The sequence below is a fragment of the Lysinibacillus fusiformis genome (genome assembly GCF_002845985.1).
In the GTDB taxonomy this organism is placed as follows: Bacteria; Bacillota; Bacilli; order Bacillales_A; family Planococcaceae; genus Lysinibacillus; species Lysinibacillus fusiformis_D.
Genome location: NZ_PDFK01000001.1, coordinates 847,663 through 870,893, shown reverse-complemented (window position 1 = coordinate 870,893; position 23,231 = coordinate 847,663). Strand labels below are relative to the sequence as shown.

Here is a 23,231-nt window from a genome sequence, read left to right as displayed (position 1 = left end):
TTATGTACACTTACAATGAGATTATGGCACAAGGACAAAAGTTAGAAAAAACAAAAGACATTGTTCAATCAATTGCATTCAATAAAAGTGCTGTAGATGTCGTTCTTTTCACGGGGTGTGGAACATCATTTTATTTAGCGATTGCTGCAGCACGTTATTATCAAGCTGTAACTGGAGAGTTTGCTATTGCTGTACCAGCATCTGAGTTGTTTTTACACACAGAAACGTATATTTTAAAAAATAAAAAGTATCTTATCATTGGCATTTCACGTTCGGGGACAACTTCGGAAATCATTATGTCTTTAGAACATTTGAATGATGCGGAAAATATACGTACTATGGCAGTGACATGTAATGGGGACACACCTATGGCTAAATTAACTGATGAATTGATTGCTTTAAATGATATATCAGAAAAAAGTGTGGTAATGACTCAATCATTTTCTAATATGCTATATGCTCTCCAATTATATGCAGCGAAAATTAGTGGACGAACGGATATGATGAAACAGTTAGAGAAAATTCCTAGACTTGTTCATTCGGCATTAGGCAATGGAAAGCAATTAACACAGGTGACAGAAGATGTCTCAAAAAAGCGTTTTATCTTTTTAGGGTCTGGTGCTTATAATGGGTTGGCTAAAGAAGCGACATTAAAGCTAAAGGAAATGACGCAAACGGAATGTGAAAGTTACTCCAATTTAGAATTCCGTCACGGCCCTATCTCTATTGTCGATAAGGAAACGGTTGTTATTTTATTTACACAAAATGAAACGAAGGAATATGATCACGCATTAGTGAAAGATATTCAAAAGCTGGGAGGTTTCGTTGTTGTCATCGGTATAGCTTCAGAAGAATTAGAAGCAGATTTAATTCTCAAGTTATCAGAAGAAGTAGATGATTTAAATCGACTTGTTGAAGCTATTCCTTATTTCCAACTATTGGCTTATCAAAATGCAATATTTAAAGGTTGTGATCCTGATAAGCCACGTAATTTAACGCAAGTCGTAAATCTTTCATAACATAAGCAGATGCAATGAAGAATAGACATATATATAACCTTTACTTTCTGAGAATTGCGAATTCGAGTAGATCATGTGGCGAAAACTGGTGGTGGAAAGATGCGTTATATTTTAGTAGCAGATGTTGGCGGAACAAAATTAGCAACGGCTTTATTCAATCAACAGCAACAGTTGTTAATCAAAAAAGAGGTACCAAGTGATGTTACAAATAGAGAAACTTTATTCCATTGTTTAATTAATAGTTTTGAAAAGCTATGTATAGAGCAAGAAGTCTCTATTAATGAAATCTCTAAGGTATGTATTGGTGTACCTGGTATTGTGGATGTTCAAAAAGGTCTAGCAGTTTATCAAAATAATATACCGTGGAGTAACTTTCCGATTTCTGAGCGTTTAATTGAATTTTTCCCATATGCACAAATATTGATGGATAACGATGTTAACATGGCAACCTGGGGAGAATACAATGCTAGAGGATTCTGCAAAGAAGTGATGGTATATGTAACATTAAGCACCGGATTATCTTGTTGTACAGTTGTAAATGGCGAATTTATAAGAGGAACAGGATTAGCTGGTGAAATAGGTTTTAATATCGTTGGTAATGATGGAGAAACATTAGAAGAAAGTGTGTCAGGACCTGCTATAGAAAAGTTAGGAATAGCGTTACTGGGGAATTCGGAAATTCGATTAAAAGATATGATGGAGCTCTATTACAAGGGAGACCTCATCATGAATAAGCTTTTGCAGCAATTAATCTACTGCATGGAAAAACAATTGCATCAAATGATTTTGATGCTTGACCCACATTGCATAGTGTTAGGTGGCGGCTTTTTTAATCACCATCCGAAAATCATAGAGCAGATTAAAGAGGTGATTCAGCAACGTTTGTTAAACACACCTTTTGAAGGGAAAGAGCAAATTATAGGCAGTAGTATTCGTAAAGGTGAGGCGGGACTGTACGGTGCAGCAATGAAATAAAAAGAGCAATCGTTTTTATACTTAATATTATATATTTCTACTTCAAAATAGCGGTACCGTTAGGGAAATAGGGATTTACATCGATAAAAAAATCCAACTTCCTTATAGATTCTATTGAGAAATTTTTGACATGAAATGTTTCATTTCTACAAGACGGAGGTAATAGTTGACAACCTCATATAAAATAGTTGAGATAGCTTAGTGGCGAAATGACAGTGTATTTTTCCATCTAGCTATCTTTTTTGGTTATTTTGCTTTGTTTTATATAAAGTAATAGCAAAATAACATCCACCAAGTAAAATACGATTGTTGGATGCAGAAACACTGATGATCTTCTAAAATCGAATCAGATCAGTGAAGTTGGTTGAATCTAAAGTCAATCAATAATCGAGTATGGACTATGAGTGGGAGGTAAAAAAAGCGGGAAACAGACTCTTTGCCTGAATCCCTTTCTATGTGGATTAATATTTGCAGTACTTTTTGCTTCTAACGAATGCGTTTCTCTGTTTCTAAGTCAAAGAAATGTGCCCGAGACATATCAAATTGTAGGTGTGCAACTTGGCCTTGTGTAATTTTTGTATCAGAGTTAACACGTGCAATATAAGGCTGTCCATTTAACTGGGCATGTAACATCAGCTCAGCACCTGTTAATTCTGATACTTCAATATTTGCCTCGATGGACGAGAAGAAAGGCTCAGAAATGACAGAAGAATTTTCATAAATATGCTCAGGACGAATGCCAAGAATCAGCTCTTTTTGTAAGTAGCCTTGTTCTAATAATAATTTTGATTTTTCTGCTGGAATAGTTAATGAAATAGGACCGATCTGAATTCCTTCTTCATGGAAAACCCCTTTAAAAAAGTTCATGGATGGAGAGCCTATAAAACCGCCAACAAATTTATTTTCAGGTAAGCCATATACTTCTTCAGGTGTACCAATTTGTTGAACAATACCGTCCTTCATAACAACAAGACGCGTTGCCATTGTCATTGCTTCAGTTTGGTCATGTGTTACATAAATTGTCGTTGTTTTTAAGCGCTGATGAAGCTTGGTAATTTCTGCACGCATTTGTACGCGTAGTTTTGCGTCTAAATTGGACAAAGGCTCATCCATTAAGAAAATATGTGCATCTCGGACGATTGCTCGACCAAGGGCAACCCGTTGTCTCTGACCACCCGATAAAGCTTTAGGCTTGCGATCCAAATATTTTTCTAAATCAAGAATGGCTGCTGCATTGTGGACACGTTCTTTAATTTGTTGTTTTGAAAATTTTCGAAGCTTTAAGCCAAATGCCATGTTGTCGTATACCGTCATATGAGGGTATAGTGCATAGTTTTGAAAAACCATCGCAATATCACGTTCCTTTGAAGGTACATCGTTCATTCTCTTGTTATCAATAAAAAAATCGCCTTCCGAGATTTCCTCTAAGCCAGCTATCATACGTAAGGTGGTTGATTTCCCACAACCTGATGGACCAACAAGTACAATAAACTCTCTATCCTGAACAGTTAGATTAAAATCAGATACAGCCGTTACACCGCCATCGTATATTTTATAAATATTATTAAGTATGATTTTCTCCATATTTAATCCCCTTTGTTCTTTTTTACAGTTTAAATAAAGTGAGGAAGAAAACCAATGTCTAAAATGCATAATGTTCAGTTAACTATTTTTGTGCATTTTGTAAAAATGACCAAAGATAACTAGCAAAGTAAACAAGTATTGCACCATCTAAATTTTTTATGTTAATATTTGTGATTTCCTGGAATTTTGATAAACGATAGGTTAATGTATTACGATGTATGTGCAACTTCTTGGATGTCAACGAAATATTTAAACCACATTCATAAAAAGTTTTAACAGTTTCAAGTAATTCTCTATCAGACTTTAAAGGTATAATAATTTGCTCTTCTAAAAATTTTAGAATAGAAGTAGGCAATTGTTGTGTTAGTAAAATAGGGAATATCGTTTGAAATGAATAATAAGGTTCAGCAAATCTTAAATGTAAACATTCCTTGAACCATTGTGCTTCTCTTTGGAATTTATATGGAAATTTCTTATCTATTTCATAAAATTCTCCAAGATATAATTGGATTCTGACATAAAAATCTGCTTCAATTGTACGAATAAGTGCAATAAAATCTTCTTTCTCATTCATAGAAAGACTCTTAGGTTCAATGAGTAAAAATTGATTTGTAGTAACTTGAATTAATATCGTATCTTCCTGAAAAAAATTATAAAGAGCTTCTTTTAAAGCCTCTAAAGGAGGGTTTTCATTTATAAAAGTAATTTGAATAACTCGAGCTTTATTAAAGGATAAATTGGATGGTATATCACCATTTGAATAGATAAATTCATACCAAGTATCCGATGCCTGAAATAGTGAAGAGGTAGCTTCAGTATAAAAAACAGTAAGCCATTGGTAGTCTCGCTGTGAAACCTCATGCTTTGAGATGGAAAACCATTCTTTTGTTTGGTGATGGTAGAAAATATAAGAGTCATATGATAGCTGAGTTGGCTTTGTTCGATAATAACGATATGAAGGAAACAATGCTTTGAGATTTAAGTTCATTAAATATTCCTCTTCTTTCGATATATAGTAAAAAATATAAAAAGCGCTAAATGAAAGTCATACAATTTTGTAAAAGACATAGGTTGGAAAAAAACAACGTTTATATAAGCATTTCAAAAGGGTTATAAAACTCCAAATATGTACAATCAAAAAATATGTGATATAAATTTTTCTCCTATTACTAGTAATAATAAATGCTAGGAAAAAAGTTAATAAGTAAAGCTTTGATTCATGGAGCATCACCTCAAAGGATTTATTTTTCATTTATCTATGTAGATAGAGTGCTTTATGTGAAATTAGTGGCTTTACTTCATTTAATTGTAAAAGAAAAAAGACTGTAGGCAAACTCTCAAATTTTTTGAGTTTGTCTACAGTCTGAATCCAATGACTAATGATGAGTAATTGGATCTTTTGTAGTTGTTATGCTTTTACATCTTTTGTCCAATCCGCGACTTTGTCTTGGTTGTTTTCAATCCATTTTTTTGCTGCTTCTGTGGCACTCATACCTTCCATAATATCGAACATCACACTTTCTATATCTTCGGAAGTCCAATGGAAATGATCAAGGACACGATAGGCATCGGGATCATCTTCTTTCAAGCCATTACGAGCAAATGTGCCAATATATTCTTCTGTCCCATATAAACCTTTTGGGTCATCTAAATATTTTAAATCGTATGCATTAAATATCCAGTGCGGTGACCACCCTGTAATGATAATTTCTTCATTATTAGTAATGGCTTGACTAAGGGCGGCTGTCATTGCACCTGCAGAAGAAGTAAGTACATTCCAGCCTTCTAGATTGTTATATTTCTTATAGGCATTTTCTGTCGTAGCCATCATATTAGCCCCAGGTTCAATGCCTGTAATTGTTTTATTGGCTTCAGTGGTTAAGTCTTCGATTGAATCGACATCCATATAGCTTGGAACAACTAAGCCAATTTTAGCCCCAGTTAGATTTTCACCTAAATTCTCTATTTTATCTTTGTATTTCTCTACTTGCGGAGCATGTGTTTGCGGTAACCAAGCAGATACCATACCGTCAACCTCTCCGTTTGCAAGTGCCTCCCACATAATGCCATTGTCGAGTGGCGTTAATGTTACCTCATATCCTAAATCCTCTAAAACTTGTCCTACTACGTGAGTAGAAGCTACTTCAGTATCCCATTCAACATAGGCTAGGTTGATTGTCTTTCGATCTTCTTTTTTAGATCCTGCATCTGCTGAACTACATGCAGTTAAAACGAGTAGACATAGTAAAGAAAAACCTATTTTCCATAATTTTAGATGTCTCATAAATTTCCCCTCTCTAGCAATTCTTATATTCTTGCGAAAATTAAAAAATCAATAAGTAACAACTTAATTTTAATGACAAGTTGTTACTTTTGTCAAATGGATGTTGTACAAATCATGAGGGGAATCATGGGATTAGCCGTGCAGTCTATATTGGGCTGCCCAAAAATCTTTCTATTGATCACATATGATAGGTGAAAATGGAAACGGTGATTTGAGGAGGCTTAGTATGCATTGGATTACCATTATTTTAATAGGAATTGCAGCGAATTTAGATAATTTGGGAATCGGCCTAGCTTATGGCGTCAAACAAGTTAAAATTCCGATTTTATCCAATGCTGTGATTGCTGTCATGTCAATGATTGTCACATACATCGCAGTAACAGCAGGCAGCACAGTTGTTGCGTATATTTCACCGCATACTGCCAATTTATTAGGCAGCTTGCTGTTGTGTATTATTGGGCTCTGGACTTTAATGTCCAATAATTTTTCTAAACAACAGATAGCTGGCAACCCTGAGTTATTTGATGAAGATAAAAACTTAGTGATTTCAACGCGAGAGGCAATGGCACTCGGCTTCGTTTTATCAGCGAACTGTTTAGCAGGGGGCATTGCTATTGGGGCAAATGGCATTTCGGCCCTTTGGACGGTCATATCGATTGGTGTGTTTTCGTTTATTACAGTGGGAGTGGGGAGTCAATGTGGCTCTTTACTATCAAAAACGTATATTGGTAAGCATTCAACTGCGATCTCAGGATGGCTGCTAATTATGATTGGCATTTTCGAGATTTTTGCTAAATGACATATGAAAACAATGGGTAACCCCCACACCATATGTAGATGGAGTATTTAATCTAGAAGTTGATTGGAACGAAGAGCAGCGACTCCAGCGGGAAAAGCGGGATGGACTGAACGGATGTTTTTTCTACGAAAGCGAAGCGACAGTAACGACGCAAGGGAAGCAGCTCGGCCCCGCCCGCGGAAAGCGTCCGCTCCTAGTGGAAATCAACGGCATTACTTTATTTCATCGAGTTTGTCTACAGCTTGAGAATATAACCATATTTTGGTTATATTCTTTTTATTAGGAGGAAAATTTGACATATTGAGGACGAATTTGGTTTAACGGTTGACATACACTGGTATCAACGATTATTCTTGGGAGTAGAATCGTAATTGAGAATAATTTTCGTTTAGGTGAAAGTGCTTTCATGAGGATATTTTTTCAATTATGATGTTTTACTATGACCAAGGGAGGCGTGCAATACATGAAGAAAATGCTCATGTTGATCATGCTTGTTAGTATTATTGTCGTTAACTTAGGGTTGACACAAGCATCTGCTCAACTGGCTGATGGCACACATTCGATAAAATATCAGGTCAATAAACCTGACAGTAACTCTGCATCCATTGCCAACGATTATTTTGTAAAACCAGCAAATGTAACAGTGAAAAATGGTACTGCTACAGTACAAATTACTTTAAAAAGCAGTGCGTGGATTACGAAATTTCAACCACCTGGTGGAGCAACTGTTGTGAGTGAAGATAAAGCAGCAGATACTCGCACTGTACAATTCACAGTTAATGACTTATCAAAACCAGTAGTAACAGCTATGAAAATTGATATTGATGATATTAATTATCACCATGAATACAGTGTATCGCTTGTATTTGATGCCGTATCGACTGCTAGCCCAGCTGCTACAACGCAACAAGCAACACAAAATGAATCAAAGTCACCCCAAGCATCTACTACAGAAAGTCAAGTGCCGAACCCACAGACAGGTGACGCAACACCTTATCTATTAATTGTTGCTTTAGTGGGATCAGCATTTTTACTTTATAAAAAAAAATACCAAACAAAAACGGAGGGTCAATAAATGACTAAAAAACGTCAATCTCGCGCAACTAAAATAGTACTAGCTTCATTGCTAGTGGCATCTCTTTCAGTCCCATCTTTTGCATCGGCAGCAGAGGTAGTAACTACAAATACTGAAGTGAAGGCAGAAGCAACAAAAGCTGACAAAACGGCAGCAGTTATCAATTTCCAAATCTTCAAACCTGGTACAACAGAAGCACAACCTGCTATTAGCTCTCATCTAGTACCACAGGGTTCAATCGTTGAAAAAGATGGAAAATTTGAAGCGAATTTAACGATTACAGCTAAATCAGCACCAATGATTGCAGGTCTACAAACAAAGCAAGGTGATAAATTTGTAGATGCTACAGAAGTGAAAAATAGTGATGGCACAATTACATACAGTTTCCCTGTTGTTGTTGATGAAGTAAAATCAGCAAAAATCCATGTGGTTGTTCCTTCTGCAAATATGGACAAATGGTATGATTTTGATTTAAAAGCAGTGAAAGAAGTAAAAGAAGAAGTAAAAGTGGATGAAGTAGCTGTTACTGTTTACAAAAATGGTACAACAGAAGAATCTATGATGAAACAATATATTGCACCGAAAGTAGGCGTTTCTGCTAAAGACGGTAAAAATATTGTGACAATGACATTCCCTCAAGGCCAATATGTACATGGTTTTACTGTAGAGGGGAAAGAAGCAACACTAGTGAAACAAGATGATGCTACAAATGCACGCACATACTCATTTGAAGTAGCAGATTTAAAGAAACTTGTGAATGCTCAATTACACATCGTTGTTAATGAACCAGCACAAGGTGTGAAGTATGACTCGAATCATACAGTACAATTTAGTTTTGCTGTCGAAGGTGCAGTAAAGCCAGTTATAAATCCATTTAAAGATATTAGTAAAGATGCGAATAAAGAAGCCATCCTATCACTTTACAGCTTAGGAATTGTTAAAGGACAAGACAACTTTAATCCAAACAATAACATTACACGTTCTCAATTTGCCTTAATGGTGGCACGTGCATTGAACGTCTCTTCTACAAAAGATGCAGGATTTAAAGATACAGGTAAGCTTAGTGCAGAAGCTGTTCAAGCTATAAATGCATTAGCGGAAGCTGGGATTGTTAAAAAAGCAACAAACTTTAATCCAAATGACACATTAACTCGTCAACAAGCAGCTGTGATGATTTACCGCACAGTAACACATGTAGCAGGTAAAGAAATGAACTTTGGCGACCCAAGTCTTTCTTACTATGCTGATGGGGCAAAAGTGAAAGATGAAGAAGCGAAAAAGGCCTTTGCACTTCTATATGCAGGTAAAGTGATGACTGGTTCACCTACTGCAGATGGTAAAACAGTTATTGATGCAAATAGCCCATTAAAACGTTCACATATGGCAAAAATTTTAAATGGTTCATTGCAATACATCAACAAATAATGATCTTCACAGCAACTTCCTTTCTCATATTGATGGGGAAGGAAGTTCCTGTGCTTTTAAAGAAATGGGAGGCTATGATGCAATGATTCTAAAAAAAAATAACCTTTGCATAGTGGCTGTTTGTACAATTTTATTAATCTTTTTTTCTCCATTCATTTTTCTAGAAGCAGAAGCAGAGGAATCTGTTATTGCAGATGGTAGTTATCAAGTTGAACTAAGTTTTTCTCCAATCGAAGGCTTTGAAGGAAGTATTTTCAAACAAGTAGCAACACTCGCAGTTAAGGATGGGCAATATCAATTAACGATGAAACTTGAAGAACTCAATCCTATAAGAGATATACATATCGAGCAGCAAGGCAATGAGCTTTCTTTTACACTAGATAAAATAGAAAATTTAGTTCAGTTTGATGTTTTAGCCTTACAACAACCAATTGTCCTAAAGGGCAATATAGAGCTTGCAACAGAAGAACAATATGCTTCGTTTTCCCAAGAGCTTCGCCTCAAAGTGCAGACACTGTCACCAAATATTCCACAAGGTGAAGGTAGTGAAGAAGTGGCTGAGGGAATAAATTCAGAAGGAACAATGGGCCAGGAATGGTCATTGGATTATGAGTTAATGGTAGATGGTAAACAAGAGCCCTCTATTATGAATAGCTATGTGAATCCAGTGGCAAAGGTGATCGAAAAAGATGGTAGATACTACGCACAAATGACGATTTTACAATCAGCTTGGATCACAGGATTAACGGTAGATTATAAAGGACAGCAAGTTGAACCTAAACTACTTTCACTTTTAGATAATGTACGAATCGTGGAATTTGAGGTTGAAGATTTAACACAACCATTACGATTGTGGGTGAAGATCGATATTCCTGATATTTCTTATCATCATCAATATTTTGTTCAATTAGTATTTGATCCAGCACAGGTTGCAAAGATTTTAGATAAACCTTCAGAAGAAGTATCCTCCGAACCCAAAGACAGTGATAAAACAGCAGAAATAGTAGGAAAAGAGCAAGTGCAAAAGCAAGTGCAAACGCCGTTGGAACAAAACAATGTGAAGAAGGAAGCGAACTCGGCTACATCGACAGTACCCACTACCCAATCGATGCTTGTTGTACCACAGGAAGAAAAACTAGCATTTGATCGGACACTGGATGAATCAGTGGACGAAGCAGAGGAAGAGGCAGCAGAGGAAAACAAAAAAGAAGAGGTTGCCACTGATAAGGTAGTGAACCATTCTACGGTAAAGCAGCAGATCGAGCCGCTAAACATTGTAAAAATTATGTTGCTAATCGCTATTTGCCTTGTATCAGGTTGGTTACTCATTCGCCGTATTAAAAAAGCCAAAAAAGATCGTACTGAGCAGAAATAAGTAGGAGATGACATAATGAAAAAGGATTGGAAAATTGGGATACTGTTAATGACATTACTATCACTGCTTCTTGCTGCTTGTAGTGGCAGTGACAAACCAGCAACAAAGGATAAAACAGTTGCAGTAAGTGAACAAGTAGCTGAAGAGAGTGAGCAACGAATCATTGCTGGAACAGTTGTAGTGGCAGATATTCTAGATAAGTTGGAGCTTGACGCAATCGCAGTACCGGAAACGGAAAAGCAATTAGCCAAACGTTTTGAGGATTTGCCGACCATTGGTAATGCAATGGAGCCTGATATGGAAATTGTGAAATCATTGAATCCGACAGAAGTATTATCGGTATCGACTTTAGAGTACGATTTACAGGATAAGTTTAAACAGTTGAATATTCCTGTAGACTTTTTAAATTTACAAAGTGTTGATGCGATGTTAACGGAAATCACAACACTTGGTGAACGCTATGATCGTGTAGCACAAGCTGAGGAATTAGTGCAGGATTTACAGAAAAATATGGAAGCTGTTCAAGGTGTTGCTGCGAATAAAGAGGGGCCTCGTGTCTTAATTTTACTTGGTATTCCAGGAAGCTATTTAGTCGCAACTGAAAACTCTTATGCAGGGGATCTTGTTAAACGAGCAGGAGGAATCAATGTCATGGAAGGGCAAGATGCTGAGTATTTATCTTCAAATACGGAGCATTTACATAGCAGTAATCCTGATATTATTTTACGCTTATCACATGGTATGCCTGATGAGGTTGTGAAAATGTTTGATGAGGAATTTAAAACAAATGATATTTGGAAACATTTCGATGCAGTGAAAAACGGTAAAGTGTATGATTTAGAGGAAGAATTATTCGGGACGACAGCCTCCTTACAGGTACCTCAAGCTTTAGGACAACTGATGGAAATCTTCTATCGTAAATAGTAACTAGAATTGTCGCTCGTATGATGTATTACTACTCGTCATAGAGCGTTTTTCTTATCCTGAGAGAATATAAATATAAAAAAGGAAATCCAATATGACAAAAAGAATCGTCAGTTTTTTTATTGTAACTGTTTTATTACTAGTGACAATCGTTTATTCAGCTACAACAGGTAGTATAAAAATGGGCTTTTTCGAGTTTATAGGGGCATTATTTGAGGAAGGGAATAGCCAAATGGAGGCTATACGAGATTTAAGGTTTCCACGTATCATTGTGGCATTATTTGCAGGTGCAGCACTTTCAGTCTCTGGGGTGCTTTTACAATCCGTGATGCGTAATCCTTTGGCTGATGCTGGTGTCATTGGGATATCTTCTGGTGCAGCATTTGTACAGCTCTCTATCATTGCCTTTTTCCCCGCATTATTTTTTATGACACCTGTCTTAGCATTTATGGGTGGTGCATTGGCTTGTTCACTCGTATTTGCACTTTCGTGGAAATCCGGCTTGAGTCCACTTAAATTGATCTTAGTGGGGATTGCCATTAACGCCATGTTTACAGGATTAACAGAGGCACTTATTAGCTTAGGTGGTTCCTTGAATACGTCAGCTTCCAGTGTAATCGGTTCTAATTTAACGATGCGTACATGGAAAGATGTCTCTACGATTGTGACCTATGGGACAATCGGATTAATTGGCGCATTTGCATTATATAGTTGGTGTAATTTGCTTGTATTACAAGATAAAACAGTCAAAAGTTTAGGGTTTCAAGTAGCACGGGCACGCTTACTGATTGCCGCTGTCGCTGTTCTATTAGCGGCTGTTTCAGTTGTTGTGGCTGGAGTTATTTCGTTTGTGGGGCTATTAGTACCTCATATTGCACGCAGATTGGTTGGGCATGACCATCTTGTGCTTATTCCTTTTACAGCACTTGCTGGTGCCTTATTAATTTTAGTAGCAGACACGATTGGCCGGACAATTATTGCACCTATTGAAATTCCAGCCTCAACCATTATGGCAATCATAGGTGGTCCATTCTTAATATTCTTATTACGAAAAGAGTGACGAAACATGGATATACAAGACATCATTGTATCGCATGATAATACACGTAACCATTTAAATGGTGTTTCAACAACGATTGTCCAAGGGAAAATTACGACAATCATTGGACCAAATGGCTGTGGGAAATCTACATTATTAAGTGTTATCTCTCGCCTTCATTCACCTAAATCAGGGACTGTCTCGTTAGAAAATAAAGATTTACTGCACTATAAGCCGAAAGAATTTGCTAAAAAACTGGCCATTGTGTATCAACAAAATGACATACCGAGAGATTTAACGATTGAAAAACTAGTTGGGTTTGGTCGTTTGCCACACCAAACAATGCTAAAAAAGAATCACGATGAGGACTCAAAAGCCATTGAATGGGCACTTGCCTGTACAAATTTACAGCATAAAGCTACAACAAGTTTAGAGGCGTTATCAGGTGGAGAGCGGCAGCGAGTGTGGATTGCTATGGCATTAGCACAACAGTCAGAAATATTATGTTTAGATGAGCCTACAACCTATTTGGATATATACTATCAAATAGAATTGCTAGAGCTGGTGAAAACATTAAACGAGCAGCATGGTTTAACGATTATCATGGTACTACATGATATTAATCAAGCCATTCGCTATAGCGACCATATTATTTTGATGAAGGAAGGTCAAATTTTTGCAGAGGGTGCGCCACGTGATGTGATTACGAAAGATATGATTAAAGAAGTGTATGGAGTGGATGCAATCTTTAATGAAGATAAACAGCTTGGCTACTATATGATGCCAATGGGAATATAAGAAGGTAATCCGATGAAGAAGAAAGTATCCAAGTTGCTAACACTGCTATATTTAGGCATATTTTTATTTTCTGTTTTTTCACTTGCAAAGTATCTATATACGTACTACGAAACGTCAAAATCATTAAAAGAAGTACAGGATATTTATCAGGCCACATTAGCAGCTAATGAAGAACAGCCAGCAGAACAAATCGAGGAGACAGAAACAACAAATGATGTATCAGCATTCACTATACGACCACAGTTCCTTGATTTATTGGCGATTAATCCTCAAATTATTGGGTGGATTTCAGTAGACGGAACAAAGCTGAATAATCCAATTTTACAAGCTGACAATAATGACTATTATTTAAATCATAACTTTAAAAATAAGGAGAGTCGTGCAGGCAGTGTTTTTATGGATTATCGAAATCAAATACTAGACATGAACAAAAATACGATTTTATATGGTCATGCCATGAAGAACGAGACGATGTTCGGTAGTTTAAAAAATTACTTAAAGCAAGACTATGCAGATGAGCATCCCATCCTATATCTTGATACCTTATATGAGGGCTATGATATTGAGGTTTTTGCTGCATATGAGACGACGATTGATTTCTATTATATTGAGACCGACTTTGCCAACAATGAAGCTTACCAAAACTTTATAGAGGAGATACAACAGCGATCTTCTATTCAGATGAATGTCGATCTAAGTCCAGACGATAAAATTTTGACGTTATCTACTTGTAAGGATGCGGTTTTAAGTGACGACCATCGCTTTGTCGTGCAAGGCAAGTTAGTCAAGCGTTGAGGGGAAGAAATGTAAAGGGTGAACCTTTAAGCTTGTTGGCAAGAATAGCTCCAACCTTGATTTTTCACAGCGAGTTGGAGCTTGCCTTCATCTCATTGTCACCTCTTCATATTTAAACCTTCATAAAAGCTTATATCAGTAGACAGAATGATCTCTACTGTCTGAAAGGATGTACCGATAATTTGGATATCCTTTTTTATTTTTAAAATTACTTGACGTAACTTTATTATTAATATATAGTAAGTTACATAAAGTAATTGATTGCTTTTCGTAATCATAATGTTTAACCAATCGAGTAACTACAAATGTTTATCCAATTCTGTTTTGGGTAACATAAATACTGTAGTTGCTTCATATTTTAAAATATATCTCGAAATCGAGATATAATCAACTTATTTGGAGGAATTTATAATGGCAAAATGGAACATTGATTTAGGACACTCAGCAGTAAACTTTCAAGTAAAACACATGATGGTATCAAAAGTTAAAGGCGTATTTGATAGCTATTCAGCTGATATTGAAGCGACAGACCTTGCAGACTTAACAACTGCTAACATTAACTTTACAATTGATCCAGCGAGTATTAATACACGTAGTGAGGATCGTGATAATCATTTAAAAGCAGAAGATTTCTTTGATGCTGAAAAATATCCAACAATTACATTTAAATCGACAAACATTGCTAAAAAAGCAGGAGATGAATATGCAGTAACTGGTGATTTAACAATTAAAGGCGTGACAAAGTCCGTAACGTTTGATACAGAATTCAATGGAAAAGGTACAAATCCATGGGGACAAGAAGTATATGGTTTTGAAGCTGAAACAACAATCAATCGTGAAGACTTTGGCCTAACTTGGAACGCAGCGTTAGAAACGGGTGGGGTTCTTGTTGGAAAAGATATTAAAGTAACTGTTGAATTAGAAATAAACCCAGCTTAAAAATAGATGATAGAGCATGCTTGAAGTAATTTTCAAGCATGCTTTTTATATAGAAAAATATAGACGTTTTTTAGTTAATCATTCTAGTAATGCTATTCTGTTAGAAATTACCATCAAATAAGTTTCTTGCATATTTTTAGTAATTACTGCATATAAATCATCATATTGTTTTTGGGGGCGATAGGATGAATGTATTAGTGACAGGTGGCTATGGTTTTATTGGCAGTGCCGTAGGTAGGCGTTTTTTCGAAGAAGGTGCAACAATTTATATTATTGATAATTTAAGTACGGGTCATTTACGAAATGTTGACTTTGAGCATAAATCCTATCTTTTAAATGTAGAGGATGAGGTTTGTGAGCATCTTTTTAAAGAAATACATTTTGATGTAGTCATCCATTGTGCGGCACAAACGAGCGTACAACAATCCATCCAAGAGCCAGTAAAGGATATTTTGACAAATATCGTTGGGCTAAGCCAAATGCTTTTTTTAGCTTCTAAGTATAATGTACAGCATTTTGTTTTTGCTTCGTCAGCATCGGTGTATGGAGATAGTCATTATCCGCCATTAGAAGAAACAGATGTCTGTGAACCGATATCTATGTATGGACTCAATAAGAGCATTGGGGAAACCTACTGTGAGAAATGGCATAAAGATTATCGTTTACCTATTCTCATCTACAGATTTGCTAATGTTTTTGGTCCAAGGCAACAAATGCAGGGCGAAGCAGCAGTGATCCCAAGTATGCTAAAAAGCAGTATGGCAGGCAAACCTTTTACGATTTATGGTGACGGTGAACAAACACGAGATTTCATTTATGTCGATGATATTGCAGATGCTATTTACGCTGGTGTATCTGCCCGTTTGCAAGGCACGTATAATGTATCCACAAATGAAGCTTGGTCTATTCACCAAGTCATCTTACTGCTGCAACATTTAAATCACCCACTTGAAATTCAATATGCCCCTGCGCGAGAAGGAGATATCGAACATTCATTTTTAAGTAACGACAAATTAGCCAAGGCCATTGGCTGGAGGCCAAAAACTTCTTTTGCAGAAGGAATCGAACGTACATTGCATGCATTACAAAATGAAAAACTAGCAGAAATTCAACAAAATAGTGGCTAAAGGGCATTTAAATTATGTAGGCATATTACATCGTGTAATATGTCTTTTTCTATGTCTATAGTATAATAATTCATTAAAGAAATGGTTGTGGACGGAGGCTTATTGATGCTTGTAGATTTTAGAGTGAAAAATTGTTTAAGTTATAAAGATGATACGTTATTTTCAATGGTAGCGGGCAGCCGTCTGCGAAAATGGAAGGATACTCATACCATTCAATTTGATTCACTTCGACTTGTGAAAAGTGCATTTATTTTTGGACCAAATGGTAGTGGGAAATCCAATCTTTTTACGGCTATTAAAGTATTACGTACTTTGCTTTTTAATTTTGAAAATTTAAATAATGTTAAGCAGTTACGTTTACCCTATCAACCGTTTAAGTTAGGAAGACAGCAGGGCACACCAACAGAGTTTATGATATCGCTTTTTTTAGATGGTGCTCTTTATGATTATGAAATACAGTACAATGCTTCTCAAGTTCTCTATGAGCGTCTTGTGAAGACGAACAAGTTGCAAAAAGAAGAGCTGTTTGTCAGACAATGGGATGGTACACAATATTCATATGAAACAGCTCAAACGAGTGCACAGGAGCTGACAAAATATACACGTAACAATACGGCCTTTTTGTCTGTCTTGCATGTTTTTAATGATTCAGATGCTTTAAAGATATTCGATTGGTTTTTACATAAAATTCTATTTCTTGATGAAGCAAATCGGTTATCAAGTCATCCTCTAATTCGTAAACTTGAAGAGAAGCCCTTTAAAAAAGAAGTGATCAAACTCCTTAAAATTGCAGACCTATCCATTCAAGATGTCACGGCCAGACGTGTGGAACGTCGAGAGAAAAATACAATTGGTTATGAGTATGAATCGTCTGAGGTGATTCAAGAAGTAGATATTGACCTACATTACTTATCATTTGATGAAGCTGGTGCACCGATAGGAACGGAAACGATTAATTGGACAATGGATTCGAAAGGCACAGTACGAATGCTACATTTAGCATGCGTGATGGTGGATGCTTATAATAAAGGAAAAACGATTTTTATAGACGAATTCGATACGGCATTCCATGTGTCGATTTGTGAGTTTTTAATGGCCATTATGAACAGCAAACGCAATCGAAATAATCAATTTATCGTGACAAGTCATGAAATAGAATTGCTAGATCAGCCATTGCGTTCAGATCAAATTTGGTTTGTTAATAAAAGCTTTAAAAATGAATCAGAGCTTTACTCTTTATTTGATTTTGCAGATTTACAAAAGAAGCGTGGAGATCTTTCTTATGCGAAACGCTATATAAAAGGTGAGTTTGGTGCAATGCCTGTTATCAATGAGTATTTATCTGAACAATATTTAGAAGAAGCGGAGGTATCTGAGCCTTGAGAGTACGTCAACAAGGGAACCGAACACTGCGTAAAACGATTTTAATTTATTGTGAAGGTGAGACAGAACGTATTTATTTTGAACAAATGCGTATATTAAAGCGCTCTAAAATGGTAAGTGTCAAAATAAAAAACGTTAAACGTTCAGCTATTAAGCTTGCTCAACATGCTTATCGAGATTCCAGCTATCAATATTTTGATGAGGTTTGGATTGTTTTTGATAAGGATGACTTAACCGAAAAGCAATTAGAGGAAGTCAATCAATTTTGCGAGGAAAAAAATATTCGCATTGCCTATACAAATGAAGCATTTGAATTGTGGCTACTCCTGCATTTTGAGGAAGTCGACAGTTCAGAAAAGTATCCTCGTGCTGTCTTGAATGACAAGATGGAACAGCATCTTGGCGTAAGTCGTTATTTCCGTCACAAGGCAGATGAATCCATTATTGCCCCCATCGCATTACGACATGAGGTAGCGATTAAAAATTGTACAGACATGATGGCTCTTCGAAAGACGGAGAGCCGCGACAACCCTTACTGTAACATACATGAAATGATACGATACATATTTTAAGCGTGAGTAGGTTTTCTATTTCCAAATAGAGACCTGCTTTTTTATTTTTACACAATGCATTGTCGAAACGAAAGCATGTTTATTTTTCCAAAACATATAGTGTATATGGAGCGAAAGTAGTAAATAGATGAAAGGGGATTGTGTGGATAACTCAAAGTCGAATCAACGCAAAAATCTAGAGGAGAATGCCAAGGATCAGCAACTAGAGCCATTCCGTGTCGAGAATGAAGGCACGAGAATGACAACCAATCAGGGGCTAAGGGTGTCCAATGATGAGGATTCGCTTAAGGCAGGCGTTCGTGGGCCAACAATTATGGAGGATTTTCATCTTAGAGAAAAAATTACCCATTTTGATCATGAACGTATTCCAGAGCGCGTCGTACATGCCAGAGGTTTTGCAGCACATGGCGAGTTTGAATTGTATGAATCCATGGCAGAGTATACGAAGGCGAAATTTTTGCAGGATCCGAAAAAGAAAACACCTGTGTTTGTCAGGTTTTCAACAGTGGTAGGGAGCTTAGGATCGATGGACACAGCTCGTGATGTACGCGGATTTGCAACGAAATTTTATACGGATGAAGGAAATTATGATTTAGTCGGTAATAATATTCCTGTCTTTTTTATTCAGGATGCCATTAAGTTTCCCGATTTAATTCATGCCGTAAAGCCTGAGCCACACAATGATATGCCACAAGCAGCCTCTGCACACGATACCTTTTGGGATTTTGTAGCCAATAATCAGGAAATTGCGCATATGGTGATGTGGGTGATGTCTGACCGTGCCATTCCGCGAAGCTTTCGTATGATGGAAGGTTTCGGCGTGCATACATTCCGCTTCGTCAATGACAAGGGAAGATCGAGATTTGTCAAATTCCATTGGAAGCCTGTACTCGGTGTACATTCTCTCGTTTGGGATGAAGCCCAGATAATTGCTGGGAAGGACCCCGATTTTCAGCGACGGGATTTATGGGAAGCCATCGAAATTGGCGATTATCCAGAGTTTGAGTTAGCTGTCCAAATTCTTGAACCTGAAGATGAATTTAAATTTGATTTTGATATTTTAGATGCGACAAAGCTTTGGCCAGAGGAAATAGTACCAGTGAAGAAGATTGGCAAAATGACCTTAAATCGTAATGTGGATAATGTTTTTGCTGAAACAGAGCAAGTTGCCTTCCACCCAGGTAGCGTTGTACCAGGCATAGACTTTACGAATGATCCTCTGTTACAGGGACGATTATTTTCATACTTAGACACACAGTTAATCCGTCTAGGTGGACCAAACTTTGCAGAAATCCCCATTAATCGACCGATTTGCCCAGTGCATAACAATCAGCGGAATGGCTTTAGTCGACAGACCATTAATTTAGGAAGAGTGAGTTATCATAAAAATTCGCTGGCTAATAATACACCCGCCACTTCTACTGCAAGGGAAGGGGGATATGTTCATTATGAGGAAAAGGTTGAGGGACGCATCACAAGAGCGCGCAGTAAATCCTTTGATGATCATTTTTCACAAGCACGACTCTTTTGGAACAGTATGTCCCCGCCTGAAAAACAACATATTATAGAGGCATTTAGCTTCGAGGTAGGAAAAGTGAAGAGTAAATCAGTTCGGCAGCAAGTTGTGGATATGTTTGTCCATGTAGATAAAGCAATGGCTACAACAGTGGCAGACAATGTTGGCGTTAATCGCCCTACAGGAGAACAGTCCAAGGTCACAGCCTCCTCACCAGCACTTAGTCAAGCCAATACCATTAAATTGCCTTATACACTTAAGGTCGGAGTCTTAATTGGCGATGGCTTTGATGCAAATGAGGTCGGTGAAGTATTGAAATATTTAACAAGGCAAGGTGTACGCTACAGCATTATCTCCGATCGACTAGGTGTTGTGACAGGGAATAATGGGGTTCAATTAACGGCTACTGACACATTTATCACAACTGATGCTGTATTATTCGACTCGTTATATGTTGTTGGGGTAAAGGCAAGCAATCAGGCGAAATTCAATACTTATATCGTCAATTATATCAATGAAGCATATCGTCACTTTAAGCCGATCGGATTTGCTGCTACTGGCACAACTTTCTTCAATATGTCCAATGCAAACGTAGGCCCTGGCATTGTGTTAGCAACAGGTAACAAGGATTTCGCTAAAAAGTTCGTAGCAGCCATTGCCCAGCAACGATTTTGGCAACGAAATATCTATTAAATAGATCGGTGAGTAGCGAACACTTTCAGAACGAAGAGAAATACTCGCGGAACGAAGAGAAATACTCGCGGAACGGAGAGAAATACTCGCGGAACGGAGAGAAATACTCGCGGAACGGAGAGAAATACTCGCGGAACGAAGAGAAATACTCGCGGAACGAAGAGAAATACTCGCGGAACGGAGAGAAATACTCGCGGAACGAAGAGAAATACTCACGGAACGAGAAGTGAAATACTCGCGGAACGGAGAGAAAACTCACGGAACGAAGAGAAATACTCGCGGAACGGAGAGAAAACTCACGGAACGAAGAGAAATACTCGCGGAACGAGAAGTGAAATACTCGCAAAAGGTAAGTAAATATTGTGCATGTCAAAAGGCCTTTCATTGAATGAGAGGCTTTTCCTCTGTCTGTCATTGCATTCAAATTTTGCGAATGATATGGTGGTACATGAGGTGAAAATTATGGAAAAATTTGATATTGCTATCATTGGAGCGGGACCAGGTGGTTATGTGGCTGCCATACATGCAGCGAAACATGGCAAAAAGGTTGCTCTCATCGAACGGGATAAGCTAGGGGGAGCCTGTTATAATGTTGGCTGCATTCCTTCAAAAATTTTATTAGAGCATAGTAAGCTTGTACAGGAAATTAAACGAGGGACGAGCTGGGGAATTGCAGTGCCTCAAGTGGAAATTCATTTTCCTCGATTGATGCAGCGAAAAGATACAATTATTCAAGAGCTGTTAAACAATATTGAGCACTATATTGTCAGCAATCAGATTACTTTATATCGTGGTGAGGCCTCTGTCGCAAAGGATTTAACGATTACAATTGGGAATGAGACGATAATGGCTACAGATATTATTTTAGCGACAGGCAGTAAACCATTTGTCCCCCCATTTGAGGGTTTAGCAACTTCGACCTATTTTACAACGGATACATTTTTTGATATAGACGAGTTACCAGCTCAATTAACCATTATTGGGGGTGGGGTAATTGCAGTTGAAATGGCCTTTAGTTTAGCGCCACTTGGTACAAAGGTAACGTTACTGAATCATAGTGAGGACATATTACAAACGGAAGAGGCTGAAGCAAGACCGCTGATTCGAGAAAAAATGAAACAACTTAATATCGAGCTTGTGACAGATTTCAAGTTTGTAAAGTTTGAAGGCAATAGCATCCATACATCTAAAGGTGCTTATACATATGAAAATCTCTTATTTGCAACTGGTCGTCGTCCCAATACAGAAATCGCTCAGCAATTAGGCTTAACTTTAGATGGTCGATTAATTGCAGTGGATGAACATTTACAGACAAGTCAGCCACATGTTTATGCCATAGGTGACTTAGTAGATGGTTATCAGCTAGCGCATTCTGCCAGTGCTGAAGGCATTTACGTTGTCGATTATATTGTGGGCAAACAGCCAACACCAATTGACCAAAATTCAATTCCTCGTTGCGTTTATACACATCCGGAAATTGCTACATTTGGTTTATTAGAGGAGCAGGTCACAATACCTTACACCGTAACCAAAATGCCACTACAGACAAATCCTAAGGCATTAATGGAGGGGAATACAGAAGGCTTTGTGAAGTTAATTACAGCAGAGGAAAGTGGTCAAATTTTAGGTGCATGTGTTGTAGCCGATGGTGCCACAGAAATGCTTAATGCTATATTGGCAACAAAAAACGCAGGTGGTACAGCCCAATCACTTGCGCAGATGATCTTCCCACATCCAACGGTGTCGGAGCATATTGGAGATGCCGCAAAGGCTGTTTTTGGGAAAGCAATTCACCAATCATAAAAAAGCTATTGACATTCAGAGAATTTATGTTAGATTAATTTTATAAGAATACTTGGTATTAGAGTTGACTAGGCAACTAGAGGCTTCTATTTTACAAAACGGTAATCCGCCTGATTGTAAAATAGAAGCCTTTTTTAATGACAATGATTAAAAGGAGTGGGAAAAATGACAAAAGCAGTTATTTTGAATGGGAGCAATTCGAAAAATTCTAGAGTTACAGCCATTCATGAAAAGGTGGAAAATCATTTTATTGCGCGAGGAATAGAGGTACATTCCAATTATGTACATGAACTACCAGCTACCGATTTACTCACTGCCAATTTTGCCAGTAAGGAAATCCAAGCAGAAAATGCGCATGTTGAGCAAGCTGATTTTATTGTCATACTAACCCCTATTTATAAAGCTTCCTATACAGGTATTTTGAAGACCTATTTGGATTTACTGCCTCAAAAAGCCTTGCTTGGGAAGATCGTACTTCCTATTGCTGTAGGAGGTTCAATCGGTCATTTATTGGCATTAGAATATGCATTAAAGCCAGTTTTAGCTGTGCTTGGAGCAACATCAATTACCCATTCTGTTTATATTGTGGATAAACAAATTATTCGCCTTGAGGAAGGTGGCTTTGCGATTGAAGAAGAGGCTAGCAGCAGATTGGAAGCGGTGTTAGAACAATTACAGAAAGTGTTAATCGTTAATTAACGTGGTAAAAGCGCATTATAGGGGCATCCTATAATGCGCTTTCTTTAATTGATTTCAATATTTTCTTCATTCTCCATAGGTATTGTAGAGAGATATAAAAAAGCTTCATCTTGCAATAGCAATAATTTTTCTTCACAAATTCCGTGTGATAATGGTCCAGAAAATATGGACTCCCACCATGTCCCAGTTGTTGTTGTCATTCATCTACGCCCCCATTTCAGTTTTAATATGTAGTTGTATATTTCCCGAGATGAAAAAACTAAAACATTTCATTTTCACATAAAGCCATTTCACCCCCGATGCAGAAAGAGGATTTTTGCCCTTCGATGTTGTATCGTATAGACAATGATAGTTTGTTTCAAAATGAAAAAACTATGTATGGCATTTTAAAAAAAGGGGTGCTTTAT

General features: G+C 37.2%; 21 protein-coding genes. 17 read left to right on the top strand and 4 right to left on the bottom strand.

Annotated elements, in window-relative coordinates:
* Positions 1–2 precede the first annotated feature (2 nt).
* Together CRI88_RS04370 and CRI88_RS04365 are read left to right on the top strand one after the other, a co-directional pair.
* The gene (locus CRI88_RS04370) at positions 3–1,019 is read left to right on the top strand and encodes an SIS domain-containing protein (RefSeq protein WP_230593934.1); all 1,017 of its coding nucleotides are present in this window, start codon (positions 3–5) and stop codon (positions 1,017–1,019) included.
* A 99-nt stretch (positions 1,020–1,118) separates the two neighbouring features.
* The gene (locus CRI88_RS04365) at positions 1,119–1,994 is read left to right on the top strand and encodes an ROK family protein (protein WP_058844169.1); all 876 of its coding nucleotides are present in this window, start codon (positions 1,119–1,121) and stop codon (positions 1,992–1,994) included.
* Positions 1,995–2,480: 486 nt separating this feature from the next.
* On the opposite strand, the gene CRI88_RS04360 is transcribed toward CRI88_RS04365, so the two are convergent.
* The 3 genes from CRI88_RS04360 to CRI88_RS04350 all read right to left on the bottom strand — a co-directional run bounded on the left by CRI88_RS04360 (position 2,481) and on the right by CRI88_RS04350 (position 5,862).
* Complete coding sequence (locus CRI88_RS04360; RefSeq protein ID WP_036126498.1) at positions 2,481–3,578, bottom strand: ABC transporter ATP-binding protein; 1,098 nt, start codon at positions 3,576–3,578, stop codon at positions 2,481–2,483.
* An 82-nt stretch (positions 3,579–3,660) separates the two neighbouring features.
* The gene (locus CRI88_RS04355; RefSeq protein WP_058844168.1) at positions 3,661–4,566 is read right to left on the bottom strand and encodes a PucR family transcriptional regulator; all 906 of its coding nucleotides are present in this window, start codon (positions 4,564–4,566) and stop codon (positions 3,661–3,663) included.
* Between the two features lie 420 nt (positions 4,567–4,986).
* Positions 4,987–5,862, bottom strand: a complete 876-nt coding sequence (locus CRI88_RS04350) for a glycine betaine ABC transporter substrate-binding protein (RefSeq protein WP_058844167.1) — start codon at positions 5,860–5,862, stop codon at positions 4,987–4,989.
* A gap of 226 nt (positions 5,863–6,088) precedes the next feature.
* Between CRI88_RS04350 and CRI88_RS04345 the strand changes: the two genes are divergently transcribed.
* From CRI88_RS04345 to ssuE, 15 genes are all read left to right on the top strand, one after another.
* A complete protein-coding gene (locus tag CRI88_RS04345; RefSeq protein WP_036126492.1) occupies positions 6,089–6,661 on the top strand; it encodes a manganese efflux pump in 573 nt (190 codons plus the stop codon).
* 463 nt (positions 6,662–7,124) lie between these two features.
* The gene (isdC, locus tag CRI88_RS04340; protein ID WP_231745045.1) at positions 7,125–7,736 is read left to right on the top strand and encodes a heme uptake protein IsdC; all 612 of its coding nucleotides are present in this window, start codon (positions 7,125–7,127) and stop codon (positions 7,734–7,736) included.
* On the top strand, positions 7,737–9,161 hold the full coding sequence (locus CRI88_RS04335; protein WP_101966420.1) for an NEAT domain-containing protein: 1,425 nt from the start codon (positions 7,737–7,739) through the stop codon (positions 9,159–9,161).
* An 82-nt stretch (positions 9,162–9,243) separates the two neighbouring features.
* The gene (locus tag CRI88_RS04330) at positions 9,244–10,536 is read left to right on the top strand and encodes an NEAT domain-containing protein (RefSeq protein ID WP_257982872.1); all 1,293 of its coding nucleotides are present in this window, start codon (positions 9,244–9,246) and stop codon (positions 10,534–10,536) included.
* A 15-nt stretch (positions 10,537–10,551) separates the two neighbouring features.
* On the top strand, positions 10,552–11,460 hold the full coding sequence (gene isdE / locus CRI88_RS04325) for a heme ABC transporter substrate-binding protein IsdE (RefSeq protein ID WP_058844163.1): 909 nt from the start codon (positions 10,552–10,554) through the stop codon (positions 11,458–11,460).
* A 94-nt stretch (positions 11,461–11,554) separates the two neighbouring features.
* Entirely contained in the window at positions 11,555–12,520 is a 966-nt protein-coding gene (locus tag CRI88_RS04320; protein ID WP_101966418.1) for a FecCD family ABC transporter permease, read from the top strand.
* Between the two features lie 6 nt (positions 12,521–12,526).
* Complete coding sequence (locus CRI88_RS04315; protein ID WP_058844162.1) at positions 12,527–13,297, top strand: ABC transporter ATP-binding protein; 771 nt, start codon at positions 12,527–12,529, stop codon at positions 13,295–13,297.
* 12 nt (positions 13,298–13,309) lie between these two features.
* Complete coding sequence (gene srtB / locus CRI88_RS04310) at positions 13,310–14,092, top strand: class B sortase (RefSeq protein WP_036126477.1); 783 nt, start codon at positions 13,310–13,312, stop codon at positions 14,090–14,092.
* 411 nt (positions 14,093–14,503) lie between these two features.
* The gene (locus CRI88_RS04305) at positions 14,504–15,031 is read left to right on the top strand and encodes a YceI family protein (RefSeq protein WP_036126475.1); all 528 of its coding nucleotides are present in this window, start codon (positions 14,504–14,506) and stop codon (positions 15,029–15,031) included.
* Positions 15,032–15,216: 185 nt separating this feature from the next.
* Positions 15,217–16,158, top strand: coding sequence for an NAD-dependent epimerase/dehydratase family protein (locus CRI88_RS04300; RefSeq protein ID WP_101966417.1), 942 nt, complete (start codon positions 15,217–15,219; stop codon positions 16,156–16,158).
* Between the two features lie 105 nt (positions 16,159–16,263).
* Positions 16,264–17,541 carry an AAA family ATPase gene (locus CRI88_RS04295; RefSeq protein ID WP_058844161.1) on the top strand — a complete coding sequence of 426 codons (1,278 nt, stop codon included), beginning with the start codon at positions 16,264–16,266 and terminating at the stop codon, positions 17,539–17,541.
* Positions 17,538–18,113, top strand: coding sequence for an RloB family protein (locus CRI88_RS04290; RefSeq protein WP_089931869.1), 576 nt, complete (start codon positions 17,538–17,540; stop codon positions 18,111–18,113). The genes CRI88_RS04295 and CRI88_RS04290 overlap by 4 nt, the downstream gene beginning before the upstream one ends.
* Before the next feature lie 127 nt (positions 18,114–18,240).
* Entirely contained in the window at positions 18,241–20,322 is a 2,082-nt protein-coding gene (locus CRI88_RS04285) for a catalase (protein WP_170829776.1), read from the top strand.
* 462 nt (positions 20,323–20,784) lie between these two features.
* Entirely contained in the window at positions 20,785–22,125 is a 1,341-nt protein-coding gene (gene lpdA, locus CRI88_RS04280) for a dihydrolipoyl dehydrogenase (RefSeq protein WP_089931873.1), read from the top strand.
* A 165-nt stretch (positions 22,126–22,290) separates the two neighbouring features.
* The gene (ssuE, locus tag CRI88_RS04275; protein WP_036125935.1) at positions 22,291–22,824 is read left to right on the top strand and encodes an NADPH-dependent FMN reductase; all 534 of its coding nucleotides are present in this window, start codon (positions 22,291–22,293) and stop codon (positions 22,822–22,824) included.
* Between the two features lie 44 nt (positions 22,825–22,868).
* Here the strand turns inward: ssuE and CRI88_RS22405 are convergent, their stop codons facing one another.
* On the bottom strand, positions 22,869–23,024 hold the full coding sequence (locus CRI88_RS22405) for a hypothetical protein (RefSeq protein WP_170829777.1): 156 nt from the start codon (positions 23,022–23,024) through the stop codon (positions 22,869–22,871).
* Positions 23,025–23,231 lie beyond the last annotated feature (207 nt).

Coding starts and splice junctions, on each gene's coding strand:
- CRI88_RS04370 (WP_230593934.1), top strand. CDS start 3: ATGTACACTTACAATGAGATTATGGCACAAGGACAAAAGTTAGAAAAA.
- CRI88_RS04365 (WP_058844169.1), top strand. CDS start 1,119: ATGCGTTATATTTTAGTAGCAGATGTTGGCGGAACAAAATTAGCAACG.
- CRI88_RS04360 (WP_036126498.1), bottom strand. CDS start 3,578: ATGGAGAAAATCATACTTAATAATATTTATAAAATATACGATGGCGGT.
- CRI88_RS04355 (WP_058844168.1), bottom strand. CDS start 4,566: ATGAACTTAAATCTCAAAGCATTGTTTCCTTCATATCGTTATTATCGA.
- CRI88_RS04350 (WP_058844167.1), bottom strand. CDS start 5,862: ATGAGACATCTAAAATTATGGAAAATAGGTTTTTCTTTACTATGTCTA.
- CRI88_RS04345 (WP_036126492.1), top strand. CDS start 6,089: ATGCATTGGATTACCATTATTTTAATAGGAATTGCAGCGAATTTAGAT.
- isdC (WP_231745045.1), top strand. CDS start 7,125: ATGAAGAAAATGCTCATGTTGATCATGCTTGTTAGTATTATTGTCGTT.
- CRI88_RS04335 (WP_101966420.1), top strand. CDS start 7,737: ATGACTAAAAAACGTCAATCTCGCGCAACTAAAATAGTACTAGCTTCA.
- CRI88_RS04330 (WP_257982872.1), top strand. CDS start 9,244: ATGATTCTAAAAAAAAATAACCTTTGCATAGTGGCTGTTTGTACAATT.
- isdE (WP_058844163.1), top strand. CDS start 10,552: ATGAAAAAGGATTGGAAAATTGGGATACTGTTAATGACATTACTATCA.
- CRI88_RS04320 (WP_101966418.1), top strand. CDS start 11,555: ATGACAAAAAGAATCGTCAGTTTTTTTATTGTAACTGTTTTATTACTA.
- CRI88_RS04315 (WP_058844162.1), top strand. CDS start 12,527: ATGGATATACAAGACATCATTGTATCGCATGATAATACACGTAACCAT.
- srtB (WP_036126477.1), top strand. CDS start 13,310: ATGAAGAAGAAAGTATCCAAGTTGCTAACACTGCTATATTTAGGCATA.
- CRI88_RS04305 (WP_036126475.1), top strand. CDS start 14,504: ATGGCAAAATGGAACATTGATTTAGGACACTCAGCAGTAAACTTTCAA.
- CRI88_RS04300 (WP_101966417.1), top strand. CDS start 15,217: ATGAATGTATTAGTGACAGGTGGCTATGGTTTTATTGGCAGTGCCGTA.
- CRI88_RS04295 (WP_058844161.1), top strand. CDS start 16,264: ATGCTTGTAGATTTTAGAGTGAAAAATTGTTTAAGTTATAAAGATGAT.
- CRI88_RS04285 (WP_170829776.1), top strand. CDS start 18,241: ATGAAAGGGGATTGTGTGGATAACTCAAAGTCGAATCAACGCAAAAAT.
- lpdA (WP_089931873.1), top strand. CDS start 20,785: ATGGAAAAATTTGATATTGCTATCATTGGAGCGGGACCAGGTGGTTAT.
- ssuE (WP_036125935.1), top strand. CDS start 22,291: ATGACAAAAGCAGTTATTTTGAATGGGAGCAATTCGAAAAATTCTAGA.
- CRI88_RS22405 (WP_170829777.1), bottom strand. CDS start 23,024: ATGACAACAACAACTGGGACATGGTGGGAGTCCATATTTTCTGGACCA.